Source organism: Nonomuraea endophytica (assembly GCF_014203235.1).
In the GTDB taxonomy this organism is placed as follows: Bacteria; Actinomycetota; Actinomycetes; order Streptosporangiales; family Streptosporangiaceae; genus Nonomuraea; species Nonomuraea endophytica.
Genome location: NZ_JACHIN010000015.1, coordinates 200275 through 226269, shown reverse-complemented (window position 1 = coordinate 226269; position 25995 = coordinate 200275). Strand labels below are relative to the sequence as shown.

At 70.5% G+C, this 25995-nt stretch carries 23 protein-coding genes; 14 read left to right on the top strand and 9 right to left on the bottom strand.

Translation table 11 applies throughout. The features are described 5' to 3' along the window. The 4 genes from HNR40_RS42460 (at position 1) to HNR40_RS42445 (ending at position 4996) form a co-directional block, all read left to right on the top strand. The gene (locus tag HNR40_RS42460; RefSeq protein WP_184971851.1) at positions 1–1005 is read left to right on the top strand and encodes a 2Fe-2S iron-sulfur cluster-binding protein; all 1005 of its coding nucleotides are present in this window, start codon (positions 1–3) and stop codon (positions 1003–1005) included. Positions 1006–1138: 133 nt separating this feature from the next. Next, positions 1139–2086 carry an MBL fold metallo-hydrolase gene (locus HNR40_RS42455; protein ID WP_184971850.1) on the top strand — a complete coding sequence of 316 codons (948 nt, stop codon included), beginning with the start codon at positions 1139–1141 and terminating at the stop codon, positions 2084–2086. Next, on the top strand, positions 2065–3597 hold the full coding sequence (locus HNR40_RS42450; RefSeq protein ID WP_184971848.1) for an FAD-dependent monooxygenase: 1533 nt from the start codon (positions 2065–2067) through the stop codon (positions 3595–3597). Before HNR40_RS42455 ends, HNR40_RS42450 begins: the two co-directional genes overlap by 22 nt. Positions 3598–3610: 13 nt before the next feature. Beyond that, positions 3611–4996, top strand: a complete 1386-nt coding sequence (locus HNR40_RS42445; protein WP_184971845.1) for an alpha,alpha-trehalose-phosphate synthase (UDP-forming) — start codon at positions 3611–3613, stop codon at positions 4994–4996. Here HNR40_RS42445 and HNR40_RS42440 read toward each other — a convergent pair. Beyond that, on the bottom strand, positions 4977–5255 hold the full coding sequence (locus HNR40_RS42440; RefSeq protein ID WP_184971844.1) for a DUF4235 domain-containing protein: 279 nt from the start codon (positions 5253–5255) through the stop codon (positions 4977–4979). The two genes, HNR40_RS42445 and HNR40_RS42440, sit on opposite strands and share 20 nt — an antisense overlap. A 79-nt stretch (positions 5256–5334) precedes the next feature. Here HNR40_RS42440 and valS point away from each other — a divergent pair, with 79 nt between their 5' ends. Beyond that, positions 5335–7833 (top strand): valine--tRNA ligase, encoded by a 2499-nt coding sequence (gene valS, locus HNR40_RS42435; RefSeq protein WP_246510221.1) that lies wholly within the window; start codon positions 5335–5337, stop codon positions 7831–7833. Here valS and HNR40_RS42430 read toward each other — a convergent pair. Next, positions 7830–9968: a DUF6351 family protein gene (locus HNR40_RS42430; RefSeq protein WP_184971842.1), complete on the bottom strand. Its 2139-nt coding sequence runs from the start codon at positions 9966–9968 to the stop codon at positions 7830–7832. The genes valS and HNR40_RS42430 overlap by 4 nt on opposite strands. 86 nt (positions 9969–10054) lie before the next feature. Between HNR40_RS42430 and HNR40_RS42425 the strand changes: the two genes are divergently transcribed. Genes HNR40_RS42425 through HNR40_RS42400 form a run of 6 tightly spaced genes read left to right on the top strand, consistent with a single transcriptional unit; the run spans position 10055 to position 14113 of the window. Further along, positions 10055–11311 (top strand): AI-2E family transporter, encoded by a 1257-nt coding sequence (locus HNR40_RS42425; protein WP_184971840.1) that lies wholly within the window; start codon positions 10055–10057, stop codon positions 11309–11311. Between the two features lie 11 nt (positions 11312–11322). Continuing rightward, positions 11323–11877 (top strand): PaaI family thioesterase, encoded by a 555-nt coding sequence (locus HNR40_RS42420; RefSeq protein WP_184971838.1) that lies wholly within the window; start codon positions 11323–11325, stop codon positions 11875–11877. A 20-nt stretch (positions 11878–11897) separates the two neighbouring features. Next, on the top strand, positions 11898–12377 hold the full coding sequence (dut, locus tag HNR40_RS42415) for a dUTP diphosphatase (RefSeq protein ID WP_184971953.1): 480 nt from the start codon (positions 11898–11900) through the stop codon (positions 12375–12377). Between the two features lie 12 nt (positions 12378–12389). Beyond that, on the top strand, positions 12390–13028 hold the full coding sequence (locus tag HNR40_RS42410; RefSeq protein ID WP_184971836.1) for a DUF3710 domain-containing protein: 639 nt from the start codon (positions 12390–12392) through the stop codon (positions 13026–13028). Positions 13029–13056: 28 nt separating this feature from the next. Further along, positions 13057–13446, top strand: a complete 390-nt coding sequence (locus HNR40_RS42405) for an OB-fold nucleic acid binding domain-containing protein (protein WP_184971835.1) — start codon at positions 13057–13059, stop codon at positions 13444–13446. A gap of 4 nt (positions 13447–13450) precedes the next feature. Beyond that, the gene (locus HNR40_RS42400; protein ID WP_184971834.1) at positions 13451–14113 is read left to right on the top strand and encodes a DUF3159 domain-containing protein; all 663 of its coding nucleotides are present in this window, start codon (positions 13451–13453) and stop codon (positions 14111–14113) included. A 409-nt stretch (positions 14114–14522) separates the two neighbouring features. Here HNR40_RS42400 and HNR40_RS42395 read toward each other — a convergent pair whose 3' ends face one another. Continuing rightward, on the bottom strand, positions 14523–15182 hold the full coding sequence (locus tag HNR40_RS42395; RefSeq protein ID WP_184971832.1) for a potassium channel family protein: 660 nt from the start codon (positions 15180–15182) through the stop codon (positions 14523–14525). Then, complete coding sequence (locus HNR40_RS42390) at positions 15182–15847, bottom strand: potassium channel family protein (protein ID WP_184971830.1); 666 nt, start codon at positions 15845–15847, stop codon at positions 15182–15184. Before HNR40_RS42390 ends, HNR40_RS42395 begins: the two co-directional genes overlap by 1 nt. Positions 15848–15949: 102 nt before the next feature. Here HNR40_RS42390 and HNR40_RS42385 point away from each other — a divergent pair, with 102 nt between their 5' ends. Beyond that, complete coding sequence (locus tag HNR40_RS42385) at positions 15950–17992, top strand: APC family permease (RefSeq protein WP_184971828.1); 2043 nt, start codon at positions 15950–15952, stop codon at positions 17990–17992. Here the strand turns inward: HNR40_RS42385 and HNR40_RS42380 are convergent. Beyond that, positions 17970–19616: an alpha/beta hydrolase gene (locus HNR40_RS42380; protein WP_184971826.1), complete on the bottom strand. Its 1647-nt coding sequence runs from the start codon at positions 19614–19616 to the stop codon at positions 17970–17972. The genes HNR40_RS42385 and HNR40_RS42380 overlap by 23 nt on opposite strands. Before the next feature lie 67 nt (positions 19617–19683). On the opposite strand from HNR40_RS42380, the gene HNR40_RS42375 reads away from it, so the two are divergent. Beyond that, positions 19684–20934, top strand: a complete 1251-nt coding sequence (locus HNR40_RS42375) for a class I SAM-dependent RNA methyltransferase (RefSeq protein ID WP_312896731.1) — start codon at positions 19684–19686, stop codon at positions 20932–20934. Between the two features lie 195 nt (positions 20935–21129). Here HNR40_RS42375 and HNR40_RS42370 read toward each other — a convergent pair whose 3' ends face one another. Genes HNR40_RS42370 through HNR40_RS42355 form a run of 4 tightly spaced genes read right to left on the bottom strand, consistent with a single transcriptional unit; the run spans position 21130 to position 24978 of the window. Beyond that, on the bottom strand, positions 21130–21729 hold the full coding sequence (locus tag HNR40_RS42370) for a response regulator transcription factor (protein ID WP_184971824.1): 600 nt from the start codon (positions 21727–21729) through the stop codon (positions 21130–21132). After that, positions 21726–22799 (bottom strand): sensor histidine kinase, encoded by a 1074-nt coding sequence (locus HNR40_RS42365; RefSeq protein WP_184971822.1) that lies wholly within the window; start codon positions 22797–22799, stop codon positions 21726–21728. The genes HNR40_RS42370 and HNR40_RS42365 overlap by 4 nt, the downstream gene beginning before the upstream one ends. After that, on the bottom strand, positions 22796–23908 hold the full coding sequence (locus tag HNR40_RS42360) for a sensor histidine kinase (RefSeq protein ID WP_184971820.1): 1113 nt from the start codon (positions 23906–23908) through the stop codon (positions 22796–22798). The genes HNR40_RS42365 and HNR40_RS42360 overlap by 4 nt, the downstream gene beginning before the upstream one ends. A gap of 50 nt (positions 23909–23958) precedes the next feature. Further along, on the bottom strand, positions 23959–24978 hold the full coding sequence (locus tag HNR40_RS42355; RefSeq protein WP_184971818.1) for a glycoside hydrolase family 18 protein: 1020 nt from the start codon (positions 24976–24978) through the stop codon (positions 23959–23961). Between the two features lie 90 nt (positions 24979–25068). Here HNR40_RS42355 and HNR40_RS42350 point away from each other — a divergent pair, with 90 nt between their 5' ends. Beyond that, positions 25069–25983 carry an LLM class F420-dependent oxidoreductase gene (locus HNR40_RS42350; RefSeq protein WP_184971817.1) on the top strand — a complete coding sequence of 305 codons (915 nt, stop codon included), beginning with the start codon at positions 25069–25071 and terminating at the stop codon, positions 25981–25983. The last annotated feature ends 12 nt before the right edge of the window (positions 25984–25995 follow it).

The following is a 25995-nucleotide window of genomic DNA, read 5'->3' as shown; positions in this document are numbered from 1 at the left end:
GTGAGCCGCTTCCAGCCACTCACGGTCGCGGCCGTGGAACGGCTGACCGACGACGCGGTGGCGGTGACGTTCGAGGAGCGGCTGCCGTTCGTGCAGGGGCAGCATCTCACCGTGCGCGTCTTCCTCGACGGCCTGGAGGTACGGCGCAGCTACTCCATCTGCTCCCCGGCAGGCGGCCCCCTCAGGATCGGGGTCAAGCGGCTCCCCGGCGGGGCGTTCTCCGAGTGGGCCAACTCCATGCTCAAGCCGGGGGACGTGGTGGAGGCGATGCCGCCCCTCGGCCGGTTCACCACCCCGCTATATCCCGAAAAATCGCGGCATCATCTGGCCATCGTCGCCGGATCCGGCATCACCCCCGTCATCTCCCTGCTGACGACCACGCTGGAGGTCGAGCCGCTCAGCCGCTTCACCCTCGTGTACGGCAACAGAACCGCCAGAGACGTCATGTTCGCCGAGGAACTGGCCGACCTGAAGGACACCTACGGCAGCCGCCTCAACCTCCTCCACGTCCTCAGCCAGGAACCCCAGGAGGCCCCGATCGCCAGCGGCCGCATCGACGCGGACAAGATGCGCACCCTGCTGCCCCTGCTGGGCGAGGCCGACGAGTACTACCTGTGCGGCCCGATCGGCCTGGTCGAGACGGTCAGGGGCATGCTGGGAGGCAGACAGGTCCACTACGAGCTGTTCTACGCGGGGGAGCCGGTCGCGAGGACGCATGCCGTACCGGATGGGGCGGTTTTCGACTTCACGCTCGACGGCCGCACCACGCGCGTGCACCTGCGCGACGACGAGAGCCTGCTCGGCGCCGCGCTGAGGGTGCGCGCGGACGCCCCCTACGCGTGCAGGGGCGGCGTCTGCGGCACCTGCCGCGTCCGGCTGAGCCAGGGTGAGGTCACGATGGACCAGAACTACGCGCTGGAGCCCGGAGAGCTGGCGGCCGGATACCGGCTGGCCTGCCAGAGCCACCCCGTAACCGAACACGTGACAGCGGACTTCGACGCCTGAAGACGCAAGAGAGCGCCAGAGAACGCGTGAGAACGCCTGAAGACGCAAAGAGAGTGCCGGAGAACGCCGGAGAACGCCTGAGTTCGCCTGTGAAGACGCCTGTGAAGCGCCTGTTGTGAAGGAGCGGAAGAAGATGGCCAAGCCGTTCGCCTCATCGGAGGATCTGGGCGAGAAGCGGCAGACGCTGCACGTCCTGGCCGAGGGCGTCTACGCGCTCACCGCCGAAGGCGACCCCAACGTGGGCGCGGTCGAGGGCGAGGACTTCGTGGTGTGCTTCGAGGCGCTGGCCACCCCGGTCGCCGCCCGCGAGTGGCTGGCGATGCTGCGTGAGCACACGGACAAACCGGTGCGCTACCTGGTCCTGTCCCACTATCACGCGGTGCGGGTCCTGGGCGCGTCGGCGTTCGGCGCGGGCGTGATCGTGGCGCACGAGAAGACCCGCGAGCTCATCGCCGAGCGCGGCGAGCAGGACTGGGCCAGCGAGTACGGCAGGATGCCCCGCCTGTTCAAGGAACCCGCCTCGATCCCCGGCCTGACCTGGCCCACCGCCACGTTCAGCGACCGCTTCACCATCGACCTGGGCGGCGACAGGGGCGACCTGGTCCTGAAGTACTGCGGGCGCGGCCACACCGAGGGCGACCTGGTGATGTGGCTGCCGAAGCACCGGATCATGTTCGCCGGAGACCTGGTGGAGTCGCAGGCCGCCCTGTACACCGGCGACGCCTTCCACCGCGACTGGGCCTCCGGCACGCTCGACCGGGTGGCGGCGTTCGGCGCGGAGACGCTGGTCGGCGGCAGGGGCGCGGTGGCGACGGGCAAGGACGGGGTCGAGGCGGCCATCGCCCAGACCCGCGAGTTCCTGCGCGTGATGATCAGGGAGGTGGGCGGCAGCCGTACGCTGAAGGAGGCCTTCGAGCGCACCCACGCGGCGCTCGCGCCCCGCTACGGACGCTGGCCGATCTTCGAGCACTGCCTGCCGTTCGACGTCTCGCGGCTGTGGGACGAGCTGCACGGGATCGAGCGGCCGGTCATCTGGACCGCCGAGAGGGACAGGGACGTATGGGCGGCCCTGCAGTCATAGTGGTCGGCGCGGGCCCGGTCGGCCAGACGGCGGCGCTGCTGCTGGCCCGCTGGGGGCTGCGGGTGCTGGTCCTGGACCGCAGGCCCGCGCGCGACCTGGAGGGCTCGCGTTCGATCTGCCAGCAGCGCGACGTGCTCGACCTGTGGGCGTCGCTGGGCGTGCCGCAGGTGGCCGAGGAGGGCCTGACCTGGACCACCGCGCGCACCTACTACCGCGACCGCGAGCTGTTCTCGTGGAGCTTCGGCGCGCAGGGCCCGCTGCCGCCGTTCGTCAACATCTCGCAGGCCCGCACCGAGGAACTGCTCGACGCGGCCATCGCCGCCGAGCCGCTGATCGAGGTCCGCTGGGACCGCGAGGTCACCGGCCTGGAGCAGGACGGCGAGGGGGTGACGGTCCGCTGCGGCGACGGGCTGACGCGCGCGCCCTATGTGCTGGTCTGCGCGGGCGCCCGCGCCCACGGGGTACGGCAGGCGCTCGGCGTCACCTTCGACGGGCACTCCTTCGACGACCAGTTCCTCATCTGCGACATCCGGGCCGATCTGCCGGGCTGGGAGCAGGAGCGCCGCTTCTACTTCGACCCGGCGTGGAACCCCGGCCGCCAGGTCCTCATCCACCCGTGTCCCGGCTCGACGTATCGGATCGACTGGCAGGTCCCGCCCGGCTACCTCGCAACATCAGATGATATTTCGCGAAAAATCAGGCAAATCATCGGTAATCGGCCGTATGAGCTCGTCTGGCAGTCGGTCTACCGCTTCCACTCCCGGATCGCCTCCCGGATGCGCGTGGGACGCGTCCTGCTGGCCGGGGACGCCGCGCACCTCGTGGCCCCCTTCGGCGCCCGCGGGCTCAACTCCGGCGTGCCCGACGCCGAGAACGCCGCCTGGAAGCTGGCCGCCGTCCTGCGCGGCTGGGCCCCGGAGGAACTGCTGGAGACCTACCACGACGAACGGCACGCCGCCGCCCGGGAGAACCTGGAGGTCACGACGGCCACCATGCGCTTCCTGGTGCCCGCCGACGAGGCCGGGCGGGCGCACCAGCGCGACGTGCTGGAGCGGGGCGCGATCGAGGAGATCGACTCCGGGCGCTTCGCCGAGCCGTACTGGTACGTCGACTCCCCGCTCACCACGCCTGGCCGCCCGTTCGCCGGGCGCCCGCCCAGGGGGCAGAGCCCGGCTCCGGCGCCCGGGGTGATCCTCCCCGACTGTCCCATTCCAGGCGGACGGCTGCGCGAGATGTGCAGAGGTGGTTTCCTGCTACTCCTGGGTGAAATGTGTGATTCGGGTTTGTTTGCCCAGATCTTGGGGAAGGTGACTACGGCGCCGCTCGCCATTCGCGAGCTCGCGGAGATCGATGGGACCGGAGCCCTGGCCGAGACTCTCGGTGCGGCGCCGGATGAGGCATGGCTCGTCAGGCCCGACGCCCACATCGCCGCGATGATCCCCCGAGCGGGGACCGAAGAGGTGGCGGCCGCCGTGAGCCGTGCCTTGCGGCTTGCGTACAGTGAGTCGTAGGAGGGAATCCTTGGTGACCAGCCGTAGCTCGTTCCTGATCGTGGCGAACCGCCTGCCGGTGGACCGCACGGTGGGGCCTGACGGAACGGCATCGTGGCGTCGAAGCCCTGGAGGACTGGTCACCGCCATCGCCCCGGTCATGCAACGCCGGAAAGGCGCCTGGCTCGGCTGGCACGGCGCCGCCGACGAGCTCCTGGAGCCGTTCGAGAACGACGGCATGGACCTCATCCCGGTCCCGCTGACCGCGGAGGAGGTCGAGCTCTACTACGAGGGCTTCTCCAACTCCACGCTCTGGCCGCTCTACCACGACGTGGTCGCGCCGCCGGTGTTCGAACGCGAGATGTGGGAGTCCTACCGCACCGTCAACGAGCGCTTCGCGCAGGCCGCCGCCGAGGTCGCCGAGCAGGGCGCCGTGGTGTGGGTGCAGGACTACCAGCTGCAGCTCGTGCCGGCCATGCTCCGCGCGATGCGGCCCGACCTGCGCATCGGGTTCTTCCTGCACATCCCGTTCCCGCCCGTCGAGCTGTTCTGGCGGCTGCCGTGGCGGCGCGAGCTGGTCGAAGGGCTGCTCGGGGCGGACCTGGTCGGCTTCCAGCTGCCCGGCGGGGCGGCGAACTTCCGGATGTTGTGCAGGCGGCTGCTCGGCCTGCCGTACAAGAGCAACGAGATCTTCCTGGAGGACCGGGTCGTCACCACCCAGGCCTTCCCGATCTCCGTCGACTTCTCCGAGCTGGACACGCTCGTGCGCGAGCCGCACATCATGCACCGGGCCAAGGAGATACGGGTCGAGCTCGGCGATCCCGAGCACATGCTGCTCGGCGTCGACCGGCTCGACTACACCAAGGGCATCGGGCGGCGGCTCGAAGCCTTCGGGGAACTGCTGCGCGACGAGAGCCTGGCTCCCGGTGAGGCGGTGTTCGTGCAGATCGCGACGCCCAGCAGGGAGCGGGTCGAGGAATACCGGCGGCTGCGCGACGACATCGAGCTGCAGGTCGGCCGGATCAACGGCGAGTACTCGGTGCTCGGGGCCCAGCCGGTGCAGTACTTCCACCAGTCCTACGACCGGGAGGAACTGGCTGCTCTCTACCTGGCCGCCGACATCATGGTCGTGACGCCGCTGCGCGACGGGATGAACCTCGTGGCCAAGGAGTACGTCTCCTGCCACCACGATCTGCAGGGCGCGCTGGTGCTGAGCGAGTTCGCCGGGGCCGCCTCCGAGCTGCGCTCGGCGTACCTGGTCAACCCGTACGACGTGGAGGGGCTCAAACGGGAGATGATGGCCGCCATGAACGCCTCGCCGCACGAGCTGGCCCGGCGCATGCGCACGATGCGGCGCCGGGTGGCCACCTACGACGTCGACCGCTGGGCCAGCGAGTTTCTCACGGCTTTGGAGTCTTGAGCGCCTTCCAGGCGTCGTAGCGCTTCTTCGCGGTCTTGTTGACCACGATCTGCGCCACCGACATGCCGACGCCCATCACGACCGCGTAGCCGATGGCCTCAGCCATGCTGACCTCGGGGGACTCCGAGTCGATCGGGGGCTCCTTGCCCGTCGCCTTGACCCAGACGAACCCGAGCAGCTTCCTGGCCGCCCACGCGGTCGCCAGACCCACCAGACCACCGATCACCCGCCACGCGACATCGGGCTTGTCGTCCGCCATCCTGATCACTCCTTCGCCTATGTAACGAACACTAGTCTCTAGCTTCTGCGAGCCGTGCGAAGCCGTACCATAAGGAGGCATGACTCAACAGCGACTACGCCATGCCGCCATGCCGGAGAAGCCGACTCTCGACGGCCTGGAGCAGGTATGGGTAGCCCGCTGGGAGGACGAAGGCGTCTACCGCTTCGACCGTACCCGTGAGCGGCCCGAGATCTTCTCGATCGACACCCCGCCGCCCACCGTCTCCGGCTCGCTGCACGTCGGCCACGTCTTCTCCTACACCCACACCGACATCATGGCCCGCTACAAGCGGATGGCGGGCTACGAGGTCTTCTACCCGATCGGCTGGGACGACAACGGCCTGCCCACCGAGCGCCGGGTGCAGAACGTCTACGGCGTGCGCGGCGACGCCTCCCTGCCCTATGACCCGGAGTTCGCTCCACCGGACAAGCCGGGCAAGCGGGAGATCCCCATCTCGCGGCGCAACTTCGTCGAGCTGTGCCACAAGCTGACCGCCATCGACGAGCAGGCCTTCGAGGAAGTCTGGCGGCGCGTCGGCCTGTCGGTCGACTGGTCGCTGCTCTACACCACGATCGGCGACGACTCCCGCGCGGTCTCGCAGCGCGCCTTCCTGCGCAACCTCGCGCGCGGGGAGGCCTACCTCGCCGAGGCGCCGACGCTCTGGGACGTCACCTTCCGCACCGCCGTCGCCCAGGCGGAGCTGGAGGACCGCGAGTGGCCCGGCGCCTTCCACCGCATCTCCTTCTACGGCGACCAGGGGCCGGTCTTCATCGAGACCACCCGGCCCGAGCTCATCCCCGCCTGCGTGGCCCTGGTGGCCCACCCCGACGACGAGCGCTACAAGCCGTTGTTCGGCACGAGCGTGCTCACGCCGCTGTTCGGCGTCGAGGTGCCGATCGTGGCCCACCGCCTGGCAGAGATGGACAAGGGCTCCGGCATCGCGATGATCTGCACCTTCGGCGACGTCACCGACGTCACCTGGTGGCGTGAGCTGGGGCTGGACACGCGCTCGGTCATCGGCTGGGACGGGCGCCTGCTGCCCGAGCCGCCGGAGGGCGTGGACGGCGAGCCGTACAAGGAACTGGCCGGGAAGACCGTCCACAGCGCCCGCGAGCGGATCGTGGAGATGCTGCGCGAGTCCGGCGACCTCGACGGCGAGCCCAAACCCGTGCAGCGCACGGTGAAGTTCTACGAGCGCGGCGACAAGCCGCTGGAGATCGTCACCACCCGCCAGTGGTACATCCGCAACGGCGGGCGCGACCAGGTGCTGCGCGAGCGGCTGCTGGAGCGCGGCCGGGAGCTCAACTGGCATCCGCCGCACATGCGGGTGCGCTACGACAACTGGGTCGAGGGGCTCAACGGCGACTGGCTCATCTCCCGGCAACGCTTCTTCGGCGTGCCGTTCCCCGTCTGGTACAAGCTCGACGGCTCCGGCAACCGGCTCCACGACGAGCCGATCCTGCCGCCGGAGGAGATGCTGCCGATCGACCCGTCCTCCGACGTGCCGCCCGGCTACACCGAGGACCAGCGCGGCGTGCCCGGCGGCTTCGCCGGCGACACCGACGTCATGGACACCTGGGCCACGTCCTCGCTGACACCGCAGCTCGCCGGCCGCTGGGAGACCGACGACGACCTGTTCCGCCGGGTCTTCCCGATGGACCTGCGCTCGCAGTCGCACGAGATCATCCGCACCTGGTTGTTCGCCACGGTGACCCGCTCGCACCTGGAGTTCGGCAGCCTGCCGTGGAGCGACGCGGCCGTGTCGGGGTGGATCCTCGACCCCGACCGCAAGAAGATGTCCAAGTCCAAGGGGAACGTCGTCACCCCGATGGCGCTGCTGGAGCAGTACGGCTCCGACGCCGTGCGCTACTGGGCCGCCAACGGCCGCTACGGCGTGGACACCGCCTTCGACCCCGGCCAGCTCAAGGTCGGCCGCAGGCTGGCCATCAAGATCCTCAACGCCTCGAAGTTCGTGCTCGGCTTCGGCGACGTCGGCGGCGAGGTGACCGAGGCGCTGGATCTGTCCATGCTGGCCGCGCTGGACGACGCCGTCGCCGAGGCGGGCCGGGCCTTCGAGTCCTACGACCACACCAGGGCCCTTGAGGTCGCCGAGCGGTTCTTCTGGTCGTTCTGCGACGACTATCTGGAGCTGGTCAAGGCGCGGGCGTACGAGGGGGACGCCTCGGCGGTCGTGGCGCTGCGGCGGGCGCTGGAGACGCAGTTGCGGCTGTTCGCGCCGTTCCTGCCGTTCGTCACCGAAGAGGTCTGGTCGTGGTGGCGCGAGGGCTCGGTCCACCGCGCCGCGTGGCCGCAGGCCGCACCGGGCGGCGGCGACCCCGCCGTGCTGACCGTGGCCTCGGAGATCCTGCGCCGGGTGCGCAAGGCCAAGTCCGAGGCCAAGCAGTCGATGCGCGCCGAGGTGTCCAGGCTGACCGTCACCGGCCCCGAGGTGGCGCTGGTACGGCTGGCCCAGGACGACCTCTGCGGCGCCGGCAACGTCGAGGAGTTCGTCCTGGAGCCGGGAGAGTCGCTCACCGTCGAGGTGGAGCTCGGCTAGTAGTCGCACACCCCCGTCGGGAAGACCGCGTCCAGCCGGGCGCGCTCGGCGGGGGCCGGCTTCCACGTGCCGTAGAGACCGCGGGCGACCGCCTTGGCGACCGGCTGCAGCCGGCACTTGAAGACGCCGCCCTCGATCGGGCCGCCCGCCACGATCCGGCTCGTCGAATACAGCGGGAACGCCTTCGTGCAGGCGCCCGGCTCGCGGCGGTCGAGTATGCCGTTCCAGACGCCGCGGCCGGCCGCGATCTGCGTGCCGTCGGTGGCGAAGCAGCGGTCCACCGCCAGCGGCGGCTTGTTGCCCGACACCCCGCGCCACGGGCGTTCGCGGATGTTGGCCATCCACGCGTCGATGACCTCCAGCGCCTGCGGCGTCTGGTCGGAGCGCGGCCCGTCCGGGCGGGCGTCGGTGAACCAGATCACCTGGTTGCCGGCGTCGCCGTCATGGTCGAGCATCCGCTGCCGCGAGGCGAACGACTGGTGGCTGTTGTGCATGTCGAGCCGGTCTTCCAGGTAGTGGCGCCAGTCGATGACCGGGATGTCGACGTCGCCCCTGAAGACCAGGCCGCTGCGCTCGACGTTGCGGATCGCGACCGGGTCGCCGGTCCTGCGGCCCGGAGCGATGTTGCGGGCGCTCCACGGGTCCCAGTCGGCCGGGCAGGCGGCCGGGACGAACGGGCAGCCCTCCTGGACCATGTCGCGCGACTCCTTCCACGAGCCCGCCTTCTCGTTGACGTCCAGGAACTCGTCGGGGGTGATGACGCCTTCGCGCAGGGCCTTCAGGCCGTACTGCACGCCGACGTTGTCCCAGGGGGAGCGGGCGTAGCCGTCGGGGCCGACGCCGTAGACGTTCTTGAGGTCTTCCCAGTGGGTCCAGTGGACGGTGTCCTTGACGCCCGGCGGGTCCATCTTGTCCCACTCGGGGTCGTTGTCGTCGGTCCACTTCGGGTTCATGGCCAGCGGGGTCAGGCCGCGCCAGCCGATCACGCACTCGCTGGCGCCCGGCTGCCTCGTGTAGGGGTTGGCGACGGTGTCGCTGGCGTTCAGGCCGATCAGGGCGGTCCTGGAGTTCCAGTTCGCCCAGCGCGGGGTGGCGTCCATGTAGCGTTCGAGCAGCTCGCAGTCGCCGATGTGGATGGTCTGGGTGACCATGTCGGGATAGGAGTACTGGGGGATGGCGGCATCGATGATCCGGTCGCCGTAGTTCTGGGCGTAGACGTACTGCTGGATGGCGCCGCCCGAGCCGCCTACGCCCACCGTGTAGAGCGGCCTGCCGTACAGCTCGATGAAGCGCTCCTTGACCATCAGCGCGGTCTCGCCGCCGACGATCAGGTTGTAGTGGGTCGAGGTGCGCGTGCCCGAGGAGTGCAGGATCGCGTAGCCCAGGCCCAGGCCGTGCGGGTCGAGGGCGCTGCCGCCGAGCGTGCCCTGGTCGCGGCCGATCGCGACGCCGCCGTCGAAGCGGTACATGGCCCGCTGGTTCCAGCCGCCCTCCACGACCGCGATCGAGTAGAGGAAGCGGTTGATGACGCCGCGCTCGCGCTTGACCACGAAGTCGACGGTGCGCCCGTCGAGCAGCTTCGTGGTGGACATGTCGGCCGGGCGTTCCGCGGGCATCGGCTTCCACTGGCCGCCGGTCGAGCGGTAGACGCGGTCGGTGACCGACGGGGCGAAGCAGTCCTTGCTCCAGCCGCCCTCGACCCGGTAGCCCCGCCGATCCTGGTTGTCGGCCACGGGCGGGCCGAGGCCGGAGCGCTCGGTCTTGCAGACGAACGGGTACTGCTGCGGGCCCGAGAAGATCGGTCCCGAGATCGGGTGGTCGCGCAGCCGCAGCACGTCCCGGTACGGCCGCGCCGTCGCGGTCACCAGGTTCTCGCCCGTGCGCAGGCCGGTCACCAGGCCGGTCGCCGTCCTGCCGCCCGGGTCGGGGGCGAAGGCCGAGGTCACGTCCTCGCCGTTACGCAGCACTTTCAGCCGTGGCGCGAGCCGTACCCTCAGCAGGGCGTCACCGCCGCTCACCTGGTCGGGGCGGCTGGAGAGCACCTCCAGCGCGAGGCCGCCGCCCGCGTGGGCGGGTAAGGCGGTGAGACCGGACAGCGCCATGAGGAGCGCCACTAAGATCGGGACAGCCTTCATGGGTCGAACGTGACATGGGCCGCTGACCTTGCACAGGCCCGAATATGTGCGCGCATCTGTCGGTGGGACGTGCCAGTCTTGAACACGTGTTCTCCGACCGACTGACGAAACTCGTGCCGCCGTTCCTAGCCCGGATGGCGGCGTGGAGTGCCTGCCTGATCCTCGTCGGAGTGGTCGTCTACGTCTTCGCGCAGGTCATCGCCCGGCTGAGCTTCGTGGCGCTGCCGGTGGCGATCGCGCTGCTGCTGGCCGCTCTGCTCTATCCGCTGACCCGCTTCTTCCGCAGGGCCGGGCTGCGCCCGATCTACGCCACCTGGATGACGATGCTGGTGGCGCTGGCCGTCCTGGGCGGCACCGGCTGGCTGGTGGGCACGCGGGCCAGCGAGGAGTTCCCGCAGCTGGCCAAGCAGATCACCGCGACGATCAACAACGTGCGCGACTGGATGCTGGTGGGGCCGCTGCACCTCAGCGAGGCCGAGCTCAGCAAGTGGACCGGGCAGATCACGAGCTGGATCACCCAGCAGCAGGCGGCGCTGACCAGCACCGCGCTGGCCGCCGGCCAGGTCTTCGTGGAGATCCTCGCCTCGATCGTGCTGCTGTTGTTCGTCACGTTCTTCCTGCTCAAGGATGGCGACCGGATCTGGGCCTGGTTCCTGAAGGCGTTCGGCGGCATGGCGCCGCGGGTCGACCGGGCCGGCACCGCCGCCTGGGTCACGATCTCCCACTACGTCCAGGGCACGGTGGCGGTCGCCGCGGTGCACGGCGTGATCATGGGCATCGTGCTGGCCGGGCTGGGGGTGCCGCTCTGGGCGGCGCTGGCCGTACTGATCTTCCTGGCCAGCTTCATCCCGATCGTCGGCATCTTCTTCGCCGGCACCGTGGCCACGCTGGTCACGCTGGGTTCCGTCGAGCCGTGGAAGGCGCTGGTCTTCCTCATCGTGCTCGTCGTCGAGCAGCAGCTGGAAAACCACGTGCTGCAGCCGTTGATCGTCGGGCGGGCGCTCAACTTCCACCCGCTGGCGATCATCCTGGTGCTGGCGGTCGGCGGCATCATGGGCGGCATCGCGGGCGCCGTGGTGGCGGTCCCGGTGGCCGCCGTCATCTACCGGGCGCTGCCCGAGCTGCGCCACGATCCGCCGCAGGAGCTCCCGCCCGCTGACCCGCCCACGTCGCAGACGCCCGCGAAGCCCGCGCCCGACCAGCCCGCCGCCCCGGCGCCCACGGAGCCGGGTTCCAAGGAATCCGGTCCCACGGAGTCCGGGGCGTCCACGGAGTCCGGTGCGCCCGCGTCCACGGAGTCCGGTGCGGTCGCCAAGGACGTGGCGGCCTCCGGCAAGGAGTAACCTCGTCACCCGTGACTCGTTCCTCCCTGACCACGCCTCCCGAGGGCGCGGACCAGCCGAAGGCGCACCTCAACGCGCCTCCGCCGGGTTCGGCGCTCGGCTCCCACTACAGCCGGTGCTTCGGCTGCGGCGCCGACCACCCGACCGGCCTCCACCTCGCCGCCCGCACGCCCGACGGGGCCACGGTCGAGGCGGAGTTCACGGTCGGCACGGCGCACCAGGGAGCGCCGGGGCTGGCGCACGGCGGCGTGCTCGCCGCGGCGATGGACGAAGTCATCGGAATGTCCATCTGGCTGTTCCACAAGCCGTATGTCACGGCCCGCCTGGAGACCGACTACCTCCTCCCGGTTCCCGTGGGCACGACACTCCACCTGCGTGCCTGGTGCACCGGTGTGGCGGGGCGGAAGGCGTACCTTGAGGCTGAGGGGCGCGTTGGCGCCCCCGACGGCCCGGTCGCCGTCCGCGCCGCGGCGCTGTTCGTCGAGGTGAACATGGAGCACTTCGCGCAGCACGGCGACGCCGAGGCCATGGCGGCCGAACATCACGAGTACGAGGTGAACCCGTGAGCGGGAGTGAGTCCGACGCAGTGGGCGGAGCGGACGGGCGGCGCGCGAGCGTCGCGCGGCCGACGGACACGGAGGTGCTGATCCAGCGGCTCGACCGCGATCTGCCGCCGCCGTCCTATGCCCATCCGGGCGACGCCGGCGCCGACCTCTACGCCGCCGAGGACGTCGAACTGCTGCCCGGCGAGCGCGCGATGGTCGGCACCGGGCTGGCGATCGCGCTGCCCGACGGCTACGCCGCGTTCGTGCACCCGCGCTCGGGCCTGGCCGCCAAGCACGGCGTGACCCTCGTCAACGCCCCCGGCACCGTCGATGCCGGATACCGTGGCGAGATCAAGGTGACGCTGATCAACACCGACACCAAGAACGCCTTCCGCCTGCGCCGCGGCGACCGGGTCGCCCAGCTGGTCATCCAGCGTGTGGAGCGCGCCGCCTTCGCCGAGGTCGAGCGCCTGCCCGGATCGGCACGCGGCAACGGCGGCTTTGGTTCTACCGGACGTTAAGGAGTGAGGAACGTGTTCCGACGCAAGCGTCGCGGGCAGGAGCCGGTCGTCGAGGAATCGGCGGCACGCGAGCCTGACCGCGAGTCAGGTCCCTGGGACGCCGACGAGGCGCACCCGGAGACAGACCGGATCGACCTGGGCGGCCTGCGGGTCCCGCATCACCCGGCCTTCGACATCCGCCTGGCCGCCATGGGCGACCAGCACGTCAGCGTGATCGCTCTCTACGAGGAGAGCACGCTGCAGGTCCAGGCGATGGCCGCGCCCAAGTCCTCGGGTCTGTGGGACGAGGTACGCACCAAGATCACGAGCACCGCGAGCGGCCTGTCCGTGAGCGAGGGCCCGCTGGGCGCCGAGCTGAGGGGCGAGGTCGAGTCCGACGGCGAACGCCGCCAGATCCGCTACCTCGGCGTCGACGGCCCGCGCTGGCTCCTGCTGGCCATCATCAGCGGCCGCGCCGCCCTCGACGAGAAGGTGGCGGAGGAGTTTCTCGACTTCGTCAGGGACATCGTGGTGGTGCGCGGCAGCGACCCGATGGCCAGGGAAGAGGCGATCCCGCTGCGCCGTCCCAACGAGAACGCATCCGAGCAGGACGCGCCCGACCCCGGGCTCGACCCGTTCCAGCGAGGACCCGAAATCAGTGAGATTCGCTGACGCCTCTCATCACATAAGCTGAGTCATCATGACGAGTACGGCAGAGCCCCACAAACGCGGCGGATTGCGCGGCTTCTTCAGCCGGCTTGCCTCCCCGCAGTCCGAGATCGAAGCTCAGGAGCTGCGGGAGGACGCCGACCAGGCCGGCGCCACTCCCATCGTCAGGTGCGGCGGCCGACGCCGCTTCTGCGTAGCCGGTACGCTACGTACCGTGACGTTGCGTCCCCGCGGTGGGGCGCCCGCGCTGGAGGCCGAGCTGTATGACGGGTCCGACGTGATCGACCTCGTCTGGCTCGGCCGCCGCAGGATCGCGGGCATCGAACCCGGACGCATCGTCAAGGCCGAGGGCCTGGTCAGCATGCAGGACGGGCGCAAGGTGATGTTCAATCCACGATACGAACTGCGTCCAGGGAGCTGATCAGGTGAGTGCCGAGGCCGAGGAAGTCGCCCACGACACCGTCGAGTCGGCGGTCCGCGCCCAGCTCGGCAAGGCGCTGGGCGGCGTGCGTGGCATGATCGAGGCAGCGGTGCCCACGATCGCCTTCACCGTCACGTGGATCACCACGGAGCAGCTGAAGACCTCGCTCATCGTCAGCATCGCGCTGGCGGTGCTGCTGCTCGTGGCGCGCCTCGTGCAGCGCTCCACGCCACAGTTCGTGATCAACAGCCTCATCGGCATCGCCATCGGCGCCTTCTTCGCCAGTCGCTCGGGCGACGCGAAGGCGTACTTTCTCCCCGGAATCCTGTGGAACGCCGGCTACTCGGTGGCGATGCTCATCTCGATCGTCACCCGCTGGCCGGTCGTCGGCTTCCTCATCGGCTCGGTCACGGGCGACCCGACGGCCTGGCACAAGGACCCGGGGATCGTGCGGCTGTGCACGCGGCTGACGTGGCTGCTGATGCTGCCGTGCGTGGTGCGGGTGGCGGTGCAGCTGCCCGTCTACGTGTATGGGGGGGACGAGGCGGTGGCCGCGCTGGGCATCACCAAGATCCTGATGGGCTGGCCCCTCCAGGTCGCCGCCCTCGGCGCCATGCTCTGGCTCCTCGGCCGCGGCCGCACGCCCATTAAGCCATCTGTGGCGTGATCTTCTTTTTCTGATCGGTGTGCGCGGCTCGGGGTGGGTTGCGGTTCTTTCTGGCTGTTTTCTGTTACGGCAAGCCCCAGCCACCCCCACCCGCCGCACAGGGCCGGGCCCCGTCCAGGGGAACGGTCGTCCAGCGTGCATGGCCGGCCGCCGCTACGACCGCCCCGCCGGCCACCTGACGCTGCCTCCGGGAACCCCGGGCTGGGGTTGCCCCGGTACGTGTGCTTTTCAGCGGTAGCCGGGTTCGTGGCGGGCGTTATGTTGGCCCGCCACGCACGCTGGACGGCCGTTTCCCTGGACAGAGGCCGGCCACGTGCGGTGGGTGGGGGTGGCTGGGGCTTGCCGTAACGGATGGTGGCGCTTGAGCGGATCGTGGCGCTTGAGCGGATGGTGCGGCTTGAACGGAAAGTCAGTGGGAGGACAGCAGATGTGCGAGATCCTGCTCGACCTCCTGGCTGGCGACGAAGAGGAGCTCGTCGCCCGCCTCAAGCGGGTCGTCGGCGGTGGGGACCAGGACGCGGCCCTCGCGGAGGATGGCGACCAGGGCGGAATCCGTGGGCCAGGGGACCGAGCCGGCGCGCTGGCCCACCACGGGGGCGTCGTCGGCCAGGGTGAGCTCGACCAGGTTCGCCTGCCCCTGGCGGAACGTCATCAACCTCACCAGATCGCCCACGCTCACCGCCTCTTCCACCAGCGCGGACAGCAGGCGCGGGGTGGAGACGGCGACGTCCACGCCCCAGGACTCGTTGAACAGCCACTCGTTCGACGGGTGGTTGATGCGGGCCACGACGCGCGGCACGCCGTACTCGGTCTTGGCCAGCAGTGAGACCACGAGGTTGACCTTGTCGTCTCCGGAGGAGGCGACGACGACGTGGCAGTTGTTGAGGCCGGCCTCGTCGAGGGAGGAGATCTCGCAGGCGTCGGCGAGCAGCCATTCGGCGCGAGGCACCGTGTCGATCTTGATGGCCTTGGGGTCGATGTCGATGAGCAGGACCTCGTGGCCGTTCTCCAGGAGCTCGGCGGCGATGGAGCGGCCGACGGCTCCGGCGCCGGCGATGGCGACGCGCATCAGTGGTCCTGTTCCGGCGCCGCGGCGAGCACCTTGTTGATCCGGTCCATGTCGTTTTCTGCGGCGATGACGTGCAGGATGTCGCCTTCCTGGACCATGGTCTCGCGCTTGACGACCAGCGCCTCGCCCATGCGGTTGACGAACGCGATCCGGGCCCCGGCCTGCTCTTCGAGGTGGACGACTCGGGTGCCGACCCAGGCGGCGTTCACCGTGACCTCGGCGAGGATGACGGTGCCGGTGGGGTCGCGCCAGAGGGGTTCGGCGCCCTCGGGCAGGACGCGGCGCAGGATCTGGTCGGCGGTCCAGCGCACGGTGGCGACCGTGGGGATGCCGAGCCGCTGGTAGATCTCGGCCCGGCGGGAGTCGTAGATGCGGGCGACGACGTTGTCGACGCCGAACGTCTCGCGGGCGACGCGGGCGGAGATGATGTTGGAGTTGTCTCCGCTGGAGACCGCCACGTAGGCGGCGGCCGACTCGATGCCGGCCTCGATGAGGACGTCGCGGTCGAAGCCGACGCCGGTGACGCGGCGGCCGCGGAATCCGGCGCGCAGTCGGCGGAACGCCTGCGGGTCCCGGTCGATGATCGCGACCGAGTGGCCGTTGTCCTCAAGGATGTGGGCGATGGTCGACCCCACCCGGCCACAGCCCATGATCACTATATGCATACTCTCCGCCGTCCGCGGTTTGGCAGGTCTCGTGTATCAGTATGGCCTGATAAGGGAGCGCCGTAACTGTCGGGCGCGAGGAGAGGGCTAGCATCGGTTTACGTGGCGAAGGTAACGGATCTCCTCAAACGCGTCCTGGTCGGCAGGGCGCTGCGCAGCGGTCAGCTGCATGAACAGTTGCTTCCCAAGCGCATCGCACTCCCCGTGTTCGCGAGTGACGCCCTGTCCTCGGTGGCCTACGCGCCACAGGAGATTCTGGTCATCCTTTCGCTGGCAGGTGTGTCGTTCTACCACTTCAGTCCCTGGGTGGCCATCGCGGTCGTCATCGTGATGCTCACGGTCGTCGCCTCCTACCGGCAGAACGTCCACGCCTACCCCAGCGGCGGCGGCGACTACGAGGTCGCCACCACGAACCTCGGCAAGAACGCCGGCCTGACCGTGGCCAGCGCGCTCATGGTCGACTACGTGCTGACGGTGGCCGTCTCGGTCGCCAACGGCGTCGACTACGTGGGCGCGACGGTGCCGTTCGTGGCCGAGCACAAGCCCATGGTCGCCATCGTCATCGTCATTCTGCTCACCGTCGTCAACCTGCGCGGCATCAGGGAGTCGGGCGCCGCCTTCGCCATCCCGACCTACGCGTTCATGGCCGCGGTCATCGGCATGATCGTCTGGGGCGGCATCCGGCTGCTGGTCCTCGGCGACGACATCAAGGCCCCCACCGCCGACTACGGGATCGTGGCCGAGCAGACGAACCTGACCTCCTTCGCCGCCGCCTTCCTGATCCTGCGGGCCTTCTCCTCCGGCTGCGCCGCCCTCACCGGCGTCGAGGCCATCAGCAACGGCGTGCCCGCCTTCCGCAAGCCCAAGAGCAAGAACGCCGCCACCACGCTGCTCATGATGGGCCTGGTCGCGATCACGATGTTCGGCGGCATCATCGCGCTCGGCCTGGTCTCCGGCGTGAAGGTGTCGGAGCATCCGGCGCTGGACATCCTCATCGACGGCAAGCCGGCCGGCGAGGGCTACTACCAGCAGCCGATCATCTCCCAGGTGGCCGACGCGGTCTTCGGCAGCGGCTCGGTGCTGTTCGTGGTGATCTCGGCGGTGACCGCGCTGATCCTGTTCCTGGCGGCCAACACCGCCTTCAACGGCTTCCCGGTGCTGGGCTCGATCCTGGCCCAGGACCGCTACCTGCCGCGCCAGCTGCACACCCGCGGCGACCGGCTGGCCTTCTCCAACGGCATCGTCATCCTGGCGCTGGGCGCCTGCCTGCTGCTGTGGGGGTTCCAGGCGGACGTGAGCCGCCTGCTCAACTTGTACATCGTGGGCGTCTTCGTCTCCTTCACGCTCAGCCAGACCGGCATGGTCATCCACTGGACGCGCCACCTGAAGACCGAGACCGATCCGCGGGTACGCCACCAGATGCACCGCTCGCGGACGATCAACTTCTTCGGCGGCATTATGACCGGCCTGGTGCTGATCGTGGTGCTGCTGACGAAGTTCCTGGTCGGCGCGTGGATCGTGTGCATCGCGATGCCGATCCTGTTCCTGATGATGAAGGCGATCCGCCGCCACTACGACAACGTCGCCGCCGAGCTGGAGATCACCGAGGAGTACGACCCGTCGATGCTCCCGGCCCGCAACCACGCGATCGTGCTCGTCTCCAAGGTGCACAAGCCGACCATGCGCGCCCTCGCCTACGCCCGCGCCACCCGCCCGTCCACGCTGGAGGCCATCACCGTCGGAGTCGAGGGCGACGAGGCCCGCCGCCTGCAGGAGGATTGGGAACGGCGGGGCATCCCGGTCCCGCTGAAGATGCTCGACTCTCCCTACCGGGAGATCACCCAGCCCGTTCTCGACTACGTCAAGACGCTGCGCCGCCGTTCGCCCCGCGACGTCATCACCGTCTTCATCCCCGAGTACGTCGTCGGCCACTGGTGGGAGCACCTGCTCCACAACCAGAGCGCGCTGCGGCTCAAGGCGCGCCTGCTGTTCAAGCCGGGCGTGATGGTGACCAGCGTCCCGTGGCAGCTGCACTCCTCCGACCGGCTCACGGGCCGTCCCGAGCCGTTCGCGCCGGGTTCCGTGCGCCGTCCCTGGCACCACGGCGTCGAGGACGAGCGGCTCACGGGGAAGAAGGAGCGCTGATCAGCGCGTGCAGGCGGGCGGTGTCGGCGGCGCTCCAGCCGTCCGGCGCGGCGATGGCCGCCCAGCCTTCCACCACGTTCGCGCCGTAGACGTGGCCGTGCCCGGCGGGCACGTTCAGCGCGACCGACATGTCGCCCAGCACCTGCCAGAACGTCACCAGCGGGAACCAGTTCATCTGCGGGTTGACGTCCGGCCCGCGCGGCGGGGTCAGCCACTCCGGCTTGGCGTAGATGAGGTCGGTCGACCACCACACGACCGGGTCGGAGGCGTTCTGCAGGTACACCACGCGCGGCCGCGCCCACGGCCCCGGCGGCCAGGACAGGTCGTCCGGGTACTGCCCGAAGCGCACCGTCCTGCCCTGCTCGTACACCGGCCGCCACACCGGGCTGTCCGGCTCGCGCCCCGCGGTCACCGCCCGCCAGATCGGGTTGGCGTCCGGCGGCCCCACGAACAACGCCCCGTCGGCCCTGGCCGCCAGATCCTCGAGGTCGCGGAAGGCGCCTTCGAGCTCGAAGCTGCCCAGGCTCTCCCCTGACAGGACCAGCAGCGGCCGCTCGCCCGGCGGCAGCCGTTCCCACCGGGCTCGCACCGCGTCGAACAGCTCCTTGCCCGCCCGCGCCGCCTTGCCGCGGTCCACCAGGAACGACACCCAGCTCGGCAGGTAGGAGTACTGCAGGGCGACCATCGCGCTGTCGCCGTTGTACATGTACTCCAGGCTGTCGGCGATCTGCTCGTCCACCCAGCCGGTGCCCGTCGTCCCGAGCACCGCGAGTACCGGGCGCGCGAACGCGCCCGTCCTTTCCAGCTCCCGTACGGCCAGCGCCGCCTGGGCCGCCGGTGTGGGCGCCGCCTGCAGGCCCACGTAGACCCGGATCGGCTCGGCCGGCCGCTTGCCGGAGAAGGCGCGCAGCCGTGGCGTCGCGATCGCGGTCCCGGTGAAGTTGCGGCCCTCGCGGCCCAGGGATTCCCAGCCCACCAGCGAACCCTCGCCGCCGGACACCTTCGCCGAACCCGGCCGCCGAATCCCGGGATCGGTGGTGCCGTTGGCGACCGACGAGGCGTCGTTGACCGTGTTGACGAACCCCGAGAACAGCACGTCGTTGGCCAGGATGCCGACGACCGCGGCCACGATGACGATTCCGGTGGCCTGGGCGATGGGCACCGGGACGAAGCGGTCCAGCCAGGTGATCAGTTTGCGGCCGCCGAGCCGTACCGACCGGGCCAGGAGCAGGAAGAGCACGAACAGCGCCACGCTCAGCGCCAGGATCGCCGGCGGGAACCAGGTGATCCGCGTGGTCATCCCCATGAGCGCGCGCAGGTCGTCCTGCCAGTCGAGGCTGTACCACAGCGTCACGCCCGCCAGCAGCGCGCAGACTACGATCAGCACCCGCCAGGCCAGCACCCGCCACCGCTCCGGTGGCCGGTAGCCGATCAGCGCCCGTCCCATCGCACCCAGGCTCGCGCCCACGGCGTAGCCGATGATGCCGGTGACCCCGCCCATCGCGCCCTGCATGAGCCACGGCCTGGGCAGCAGCGTCGGGGTGAGCGAGGCGCAGAAGAACAGCGTGGCGGCCAGCGTGCCCCCGAACCCGAGCCGCCGCCGCACCACCCGCCCCGCATGCATGGTTACATAGCGTAGTTAAGGCGGTGCTCGGTGGAGTCGGCCGGGTGAGGGCCTAGGCTGTATTGCTGTGGAACAGGCAACTCTCGAGCTGACGGTAGGCCCGGTCGCGCATGGCGGCTGGTGCGTGGCACGCCATGACGGGCGGGTGGTGTTCGTACGCCACGCACTGCCCGGAGAGCGAGTCCGTGCCCGGGTCACCGAGGAGACGACCCGGTTCCTGCGCGCCGACGCCGTCGAGATCCTCCAGGCCTCGCCCGACCGGGTCGTGCCGCCCTGCCCGTACGCCGGTCCCGGCCGGTGCGGCGGGTGCGACTGGCAGCACGCGACGCTGGAGGCGCAGAGGGCCATGAAGGCCGACGTGGTCGCCGAGCAGCTGCGCCGCCTGGCCGGGATCGACCGCAAGATCGTGGTGGAGGAGGTTCCCGGGGCGCGGGACGGGCTCGGGTGGCGTACCCGCGTCCAGTTCGCCGCCACGCCCGACGGCGAGCTCGGCTTCCGCCACCACCGCTCGCACGACATCGAGGTCGTCGACGCCTGCCTCATCGCCCACCCCGAGGTGGAGGCGGTGGGCGCCGAGGCGCACAACTGGAAGGGCGCCTCCGGCGTGGAGGTCATCGCGTCGTCGAGCGGCGAACGCAACGTCGTCATCGCCCCCCGCCCGCGCCGCACGGTGGCCGTCCCCGACCTGGAGGCCCACGCCTCCATCCTCGTCAACCAGGGCAGAGGCCGCAGCGACGCCCGCCACGGCTCGGGCAACCTGCACGAGCGGGCCGACGACCGTGAGTTCCGGGTGACGGGCAGCGGCTTCTGGCAGGTGCACCCCGGGGCCGCCGAAACCCTCCTGGACGCCGTCCTCACCTACGGCCAGCCCGAACCCGGCGAATGGGCCCTGGACCTGTATTGCGGCGTGGGCCTGTTCGCCGCCGCGCTGGCCGAGCGGGTGGGCGACGAGGGCGCCGTCTTCGGCCTCGAGTCGGAGGCCGCCGCCGTCCGCGACGCCCGCAGCAACCTCCGCGACCTCCCCCAGGCCAGAGTGGAACGAGGCCGGGTGGAGGAGGCGTTGGACCGCTTCCAGATCGAACGCGCCGACCTGGTCGTCGTCGACCCACCCCGCTCAGGCCTGGGCCGCGAGGTGGTGGACCGCATAGCCTCCCTGGAAGCCAGCCGGATCGTCTACGTCTCCTGCGACCCGGCCACCCTGGCCCGAGACCTGGCCTGGCTGGACGAACGCGGCTACCCCCTCACCGACCTCCGCGCCTTCGACGCCTTCCCCATGACCCACCACGTGGAGTGCGTGGCCCTCCTGGTCAAGCGGTGACCTAGGCGGGCGGCTCGATCGGCGCCCGGCGCCATCGGATGATCAGCGCCCGCAGCCCGGCCGCGGCGGCGATGCCCGCGGCCAGGCCGCCGGCCATGGCCCAGGGCACGGGCCATTCTTCGTGGCGACCGCCACAAGGCACTTCTCGATCACCGTCATGCCATGGATTCTGCGCCATCAACCCTTGGACCGGGGCTACAGCCAGCCCATGCGTTGGGCGGTGCGGATGGCCTCCAGGCGGTTCTGGGCGTTGAGTTTGGTCATGGCGCTGGACAGGTAGTTGCGGACGGTGCCTTCTGTCAGGTGGAGTTCGGTGGCGATGCGGGAGATGGGGGCGCCGTCGCCGGCCAGGCGGAGGGCGTCGCGTTCGCGTTCGGTCAGGGGGCTGTCGCCGGCGGCCATCGCGGCGGCGGCCAGTTCGGCGTCCAGGTAGCGGCCGCCGGCCATCACCTTGCGGATGGCCATGGCCAGCTCTTCGGCGGAGGCGTCCTTGCCCAGGAAGCCGCTGACTCCGGCGGCCATCGCGCGGCGCAGATAGCCGGGGCGGCCCAGGCTGGTCAGGATGACGATCTTGCACTGGTCGCTGATCTGCTCGGCCGCGGTCAGGCCGTCCATTCCGGGCATCTCGATGTCGAGGACGGCGACGTCGGGGTTGTGGGCACGTACCGCTGGGACGACCTCGTCGCCGCGGCCTACCTGGGCGACGACCTCGATGCCGTCCTCGAGGTCGAGGAGGGCGGCCAGGGCGCCGCGGATCAGGTGTTCGTCGTCGGCGAGCAGTACACGCGTGGTCATACCGCGGCCCGCAGCACGTAGACGCCGTCGGTGGCGCCGGCGCTCAGCGTGCCGCCCGCCGCGCTCAGCCGCTGGGACAGACCGCGCAGCCCGCCGGGCTCGCCGGCGTCGGGCGAGATCCCGTCGTTGGACATCTCCAGCACCCCATTCCTGATCGTGATCGTGCACCGCTGGGCGGTGCTGTGCTTGAGGATGTTGGTGGCACCCTCGCGGATGACCGCGGCCAGTAGCGTGCGGGCCTCGGCGGGCAGGTCGTCGATGTCGTCGGCGTCGATGGCGCAGTGCACGTCCGCGGCCTCCAGCACGGCGCGCACGCTCGCGAGCACCTCGCCGAGGTCGAGCGCCCGATAGTTCTGTACGGCGGTGCGAACCTCCCGCAACGACCTCCTGGCCAGGTCCCGCACCTCGAACATCTCGGCCGCCGCCCGCGCCGGATCGACGCCCAGCGTGGTCTCGGCCCGCCCGGCCCCGGCGCCGATGTCGACGAGGCTCTGCCCGAGCAGGTCGTTGAGGTCGCGGGCGAAGCGCAGCCGTTCCTCCGACACGGCCAGCGCCGCCTTGGCCTCCTGGCCTTCGTGGGCTTCCTGGGCGATCCGCCAGATCCGTACGTTGGCCAGGGTGCCGCCGGTGACGATCAGCGTCAGGACCACCATGATGATGACGAACGGCAGGTCGCCGATGATGGCCGAGTACACGAGGGTCACCCCGGTGACGACGGGGGCCGTGATCCAGAAGGCGCGCCTGCTCAGGAACGGCGAGACGATCCCGAGCCACACCGGCACCAGCCAGACCATGGTGAAGGCGCCGAAGGCGAGCGTGATGACGCCGGCGACGGCCAGCAGGAGGGTGGGCCGCCGCCCGCCGCGGGTGGCGATGCGCAGGGGCCGGGTAGACAGCGCGTAGAAGGCCACGAGTAGCGCGATGGCGGCGACGAGCACGGGCTTGGGCGCCCAGTTCTCCTGCCAGGCGTAGATGAGCTGGAACAGGCTGAAGAAGACGGTCAGGTTGATGAAGTCGTTGGAGTACAGGAACAGCCACCGGATCCTGTCGAGCTTGCTGGCCCGCATCATGCCGGGACCGCCGCGCGCAGGAGGAACTCGCCCGAGTCCGTGGCCGAGGCGGAGAAGGTGCCGCCGGCGGCGGTGAGCCGTTCCGACAGGCCGCGCAGGCCGCTGCCGGTGGTGCGCTGGGGGCCCTTCACACCGTTGTTGCGCATCTCCAGCACGCCCCGGTCGATGGTGATGGCACAGCGCGTCGCCGTACTGTGCTTGAGGATGTTGGTGGCGCCCTCGCGCACCGCCCACGCGAGCAGCGCGCGGGCGGCGGGGGACAGGTCGTCGGTGCTGGCCTCGACTGTGCAGCGGGCGCCGGCGGCTTCGAGCGTGGCGCGTACGGTGGCCAGCTCCAGCGTCAGGTCGAGCGAGCGGTAGCCCTCGACGGCGGCCTGGACCTCGGCGAGCGCGCCGCCGGCCAGTTCGCGGACCTGGGACATCTCGCCCGCGGCGCGGCCGGCGTCCTTGGCCGACAGCTTCGCCGCCAGCTCGCTCTTGATGCTGATCACCGACAGGCTGTGGCCGAGCAGGTCGTGCAGGTCGCGGGCGAAGCGCAGCCGTTCCTCGGCGACGGCCAGGCGGGACTTGGCCTCCTGGCTCTCGTGCGCCTCCTTGATCGTGCGCCAGAGCCACACCCACAACCACATGGCCAGCGGGGTGATCACCAGGGTGACGGCTTCCCCCAGCAGGGCCCAGACCGGGGCTATCTTGGAGACGTAGACGGCGAGGGGGACGGTGATGGCGGCGAGTGCCACACCGAAGGCGACGCTCACCCGCCAGGGGACGCTGATCGCCAGGCCGGCCAGCCACAGACCGGCGACGATCTCCCAGGTGCTGGTGCCGAGGCCGGGCGGGATGAGCGTGATCGAGACCAGCATGACCATGCCGGAGACGGCCAGCAGGACGGTGGGTCTGGGCTTGTCGTCGTAGGCGGCGCGCAGGATGAAGGGAAAGACGGCGAACTGCGTCAGCAGCAGCACCCCGACGAGGATCGCGCGCTCCCGCGAGAGCGTGCCCATGGCGGTGAGGCCGATCAGCATGAAGGTGAAGGCGACCGCGATGAACGCGATCATGCCGTCCATCCAGTAGAGCAGCACTTTTCTGGCCAGCTCCGGCCGGGCCGCCATCAAACGCTCCTCCTCCGACAAATACCCCCTGACGCGCTGAATCCTATAGTTCACGCACGGGTGCGCCAGAGGATACGGGACACGGACTGGGACGGAGCCGCCCCGCGCAGCGACAGCCAGGCCAGCTCGTAGCGGGCGGCGAACGTCGTCAGCTTGCGCGCGTCGATCTCGCCGAGGTCGTCGGCGCTGACCAGCACCGAGGTGAGCGCGACGCTCCGCCACGCCTGGGCGGGGTCGGCGATGCCCAGCGTCCGCGCGATCTGCCCATGAGCCGCCCGTACGGCTTCCGCCACCCGCCGCATCCGGCCCTCGGGCGCGTCGCGGGGCTCGATGGCGGCCAGCAGGTTGACCGTGGAGATCCGGGCGCCGGCGTCGTGGGTGAGCTTGAGCAGGGCCGTGTCGCGTTCCGACAGCCCGCCGGGCCCCAGCGGGAAGGTGAAGGTGAGGTGCAGCGGCCGCTCCTGCTGCAGCGCGCGCAGCGCCCTGGCCCGGCGCAGCACCACGTCGGCGTTGGCGCTGTCGCGGATCTCGAAGTCGGCGAAGCGGGCGCCGAACGCGCTCACGACCCGGCGGTAGGCGGCGGTGAGCGAGGTGGTGCCGTCGCAGGCGTCGGCCAGTTCCCTGCCCGCGGGGCCGCCGAAGGACAGGCCGGCGTCGGCGCCGCCGGCGCGCAGCCGGCCGATGCGGTTGGCGACCGGGTTGCTGCCGGGGTCGAGCTTGCCGCCCCACTTGGGCACGCAGCCTTCGCCGCCGGAGACCACGTGGCCGAGCGCGTACCAGCGCACGCCGGTGCGGCGGCTGTGGTCGGGCAGGTTGAACTCGGGAGTGCGGGCGGTGTCGACGAACGCCAGGAACGCGCTGGGTCCCTCGGCGGCTAAGGGGCGCGGGGTGGCGGTGACCGTGGGCGGCGGGGGCTTGGCGGCGGGGGCGGCCACCGGGGTCTCGGGGGTGGCGCGGGCCGGGAGCAGCCATACGGCCACGCCGGTGGCTGCGGCCAGGGCCAGGGCGGCCGCCATCACGATGGAGCGCGGGGGAGTGCCCGGCTCTCTTTTGTGCCGGCTGTTCGGCATAAGCAACCCTTCGTGGCGGGGCGGCTACCGAAAGTGAAACTAGCAAGGCTACACGCGGGCGCGAGGCCGTTCTCCGGATTTAATGGGCCTATGAAGTTGAGGATCTTCACCGAACCGCAGGAAGGCGCCTCCTACGACGAGCTGCTGGCCGTCGCGCAGGCCACCGAGCGGCTGGGGTTCGACGCGTTCTTCCGTTCCGACCACTATCAGCGCATCGGCCAGGGCGATCCGGGCAGCGGCTCCACCGATGCCTGGATCACCCTGGCGGGCCTGGCCAGGGAGACTTCCCGCATCCGTCTCGGCACCCTGGTCTCGCCCGCGACCTTCCGCCTGCCCGGCCCGCTGGCGATCAGCGTCGCCCAGGTCGACCAGATGAGCGGCGGCCGGGTCGAGCTCGGCTTCGGCACCGGCTGGTACGAGAACGAGCACACCTCTTACGGCATCCCGTTCCCGCCGGTCGGGGAGCGTTTCGACCGGTTCGAGGAGCAGCTGCGGATCGTCACCGGCCTGTGGGAGGCCGAGGGCCCGTACTCCTTCGACGGCGCCCACTACCAGCTCAAGGACTCGCCCGCGCTGCCCAAGCCGGCGCAGCGCCCGCGCCCGCCGATCATCATCGGCGGCTTCGGCGCCAAGCGCACGCCCCGCCTCGCCGCGACGTACGCCGACGAGTTCAACGTGCCCTTCCGCACCGTGGACGAGACCGGCACCTACTTCGACACGGTACGGCAGGCCGCCGACGCGGCCGGTCGCACCGTGCGCATGTCGGTGGCCCAGACCGTCTGCGTGGCCGCCGACCAGGCCGGGCTGGAGCGCCGGGCCCGGGCGATCGGCACCGACCTGGCCCAGCTGCGCACCAACGGCCTGGCCGGGACGCCGCCGGAGGTGCTGGGCAAGCTGGAGCAGTTCTCCAAGGTGGGCGCCGAGACCGTGTATCTGCAGGTCATGGACCTGAACGACCTCGACCATCTGGACCTGATCGCCGCCGAGATCCTGCCCCACGTGTAGGGCCGCCGGCAC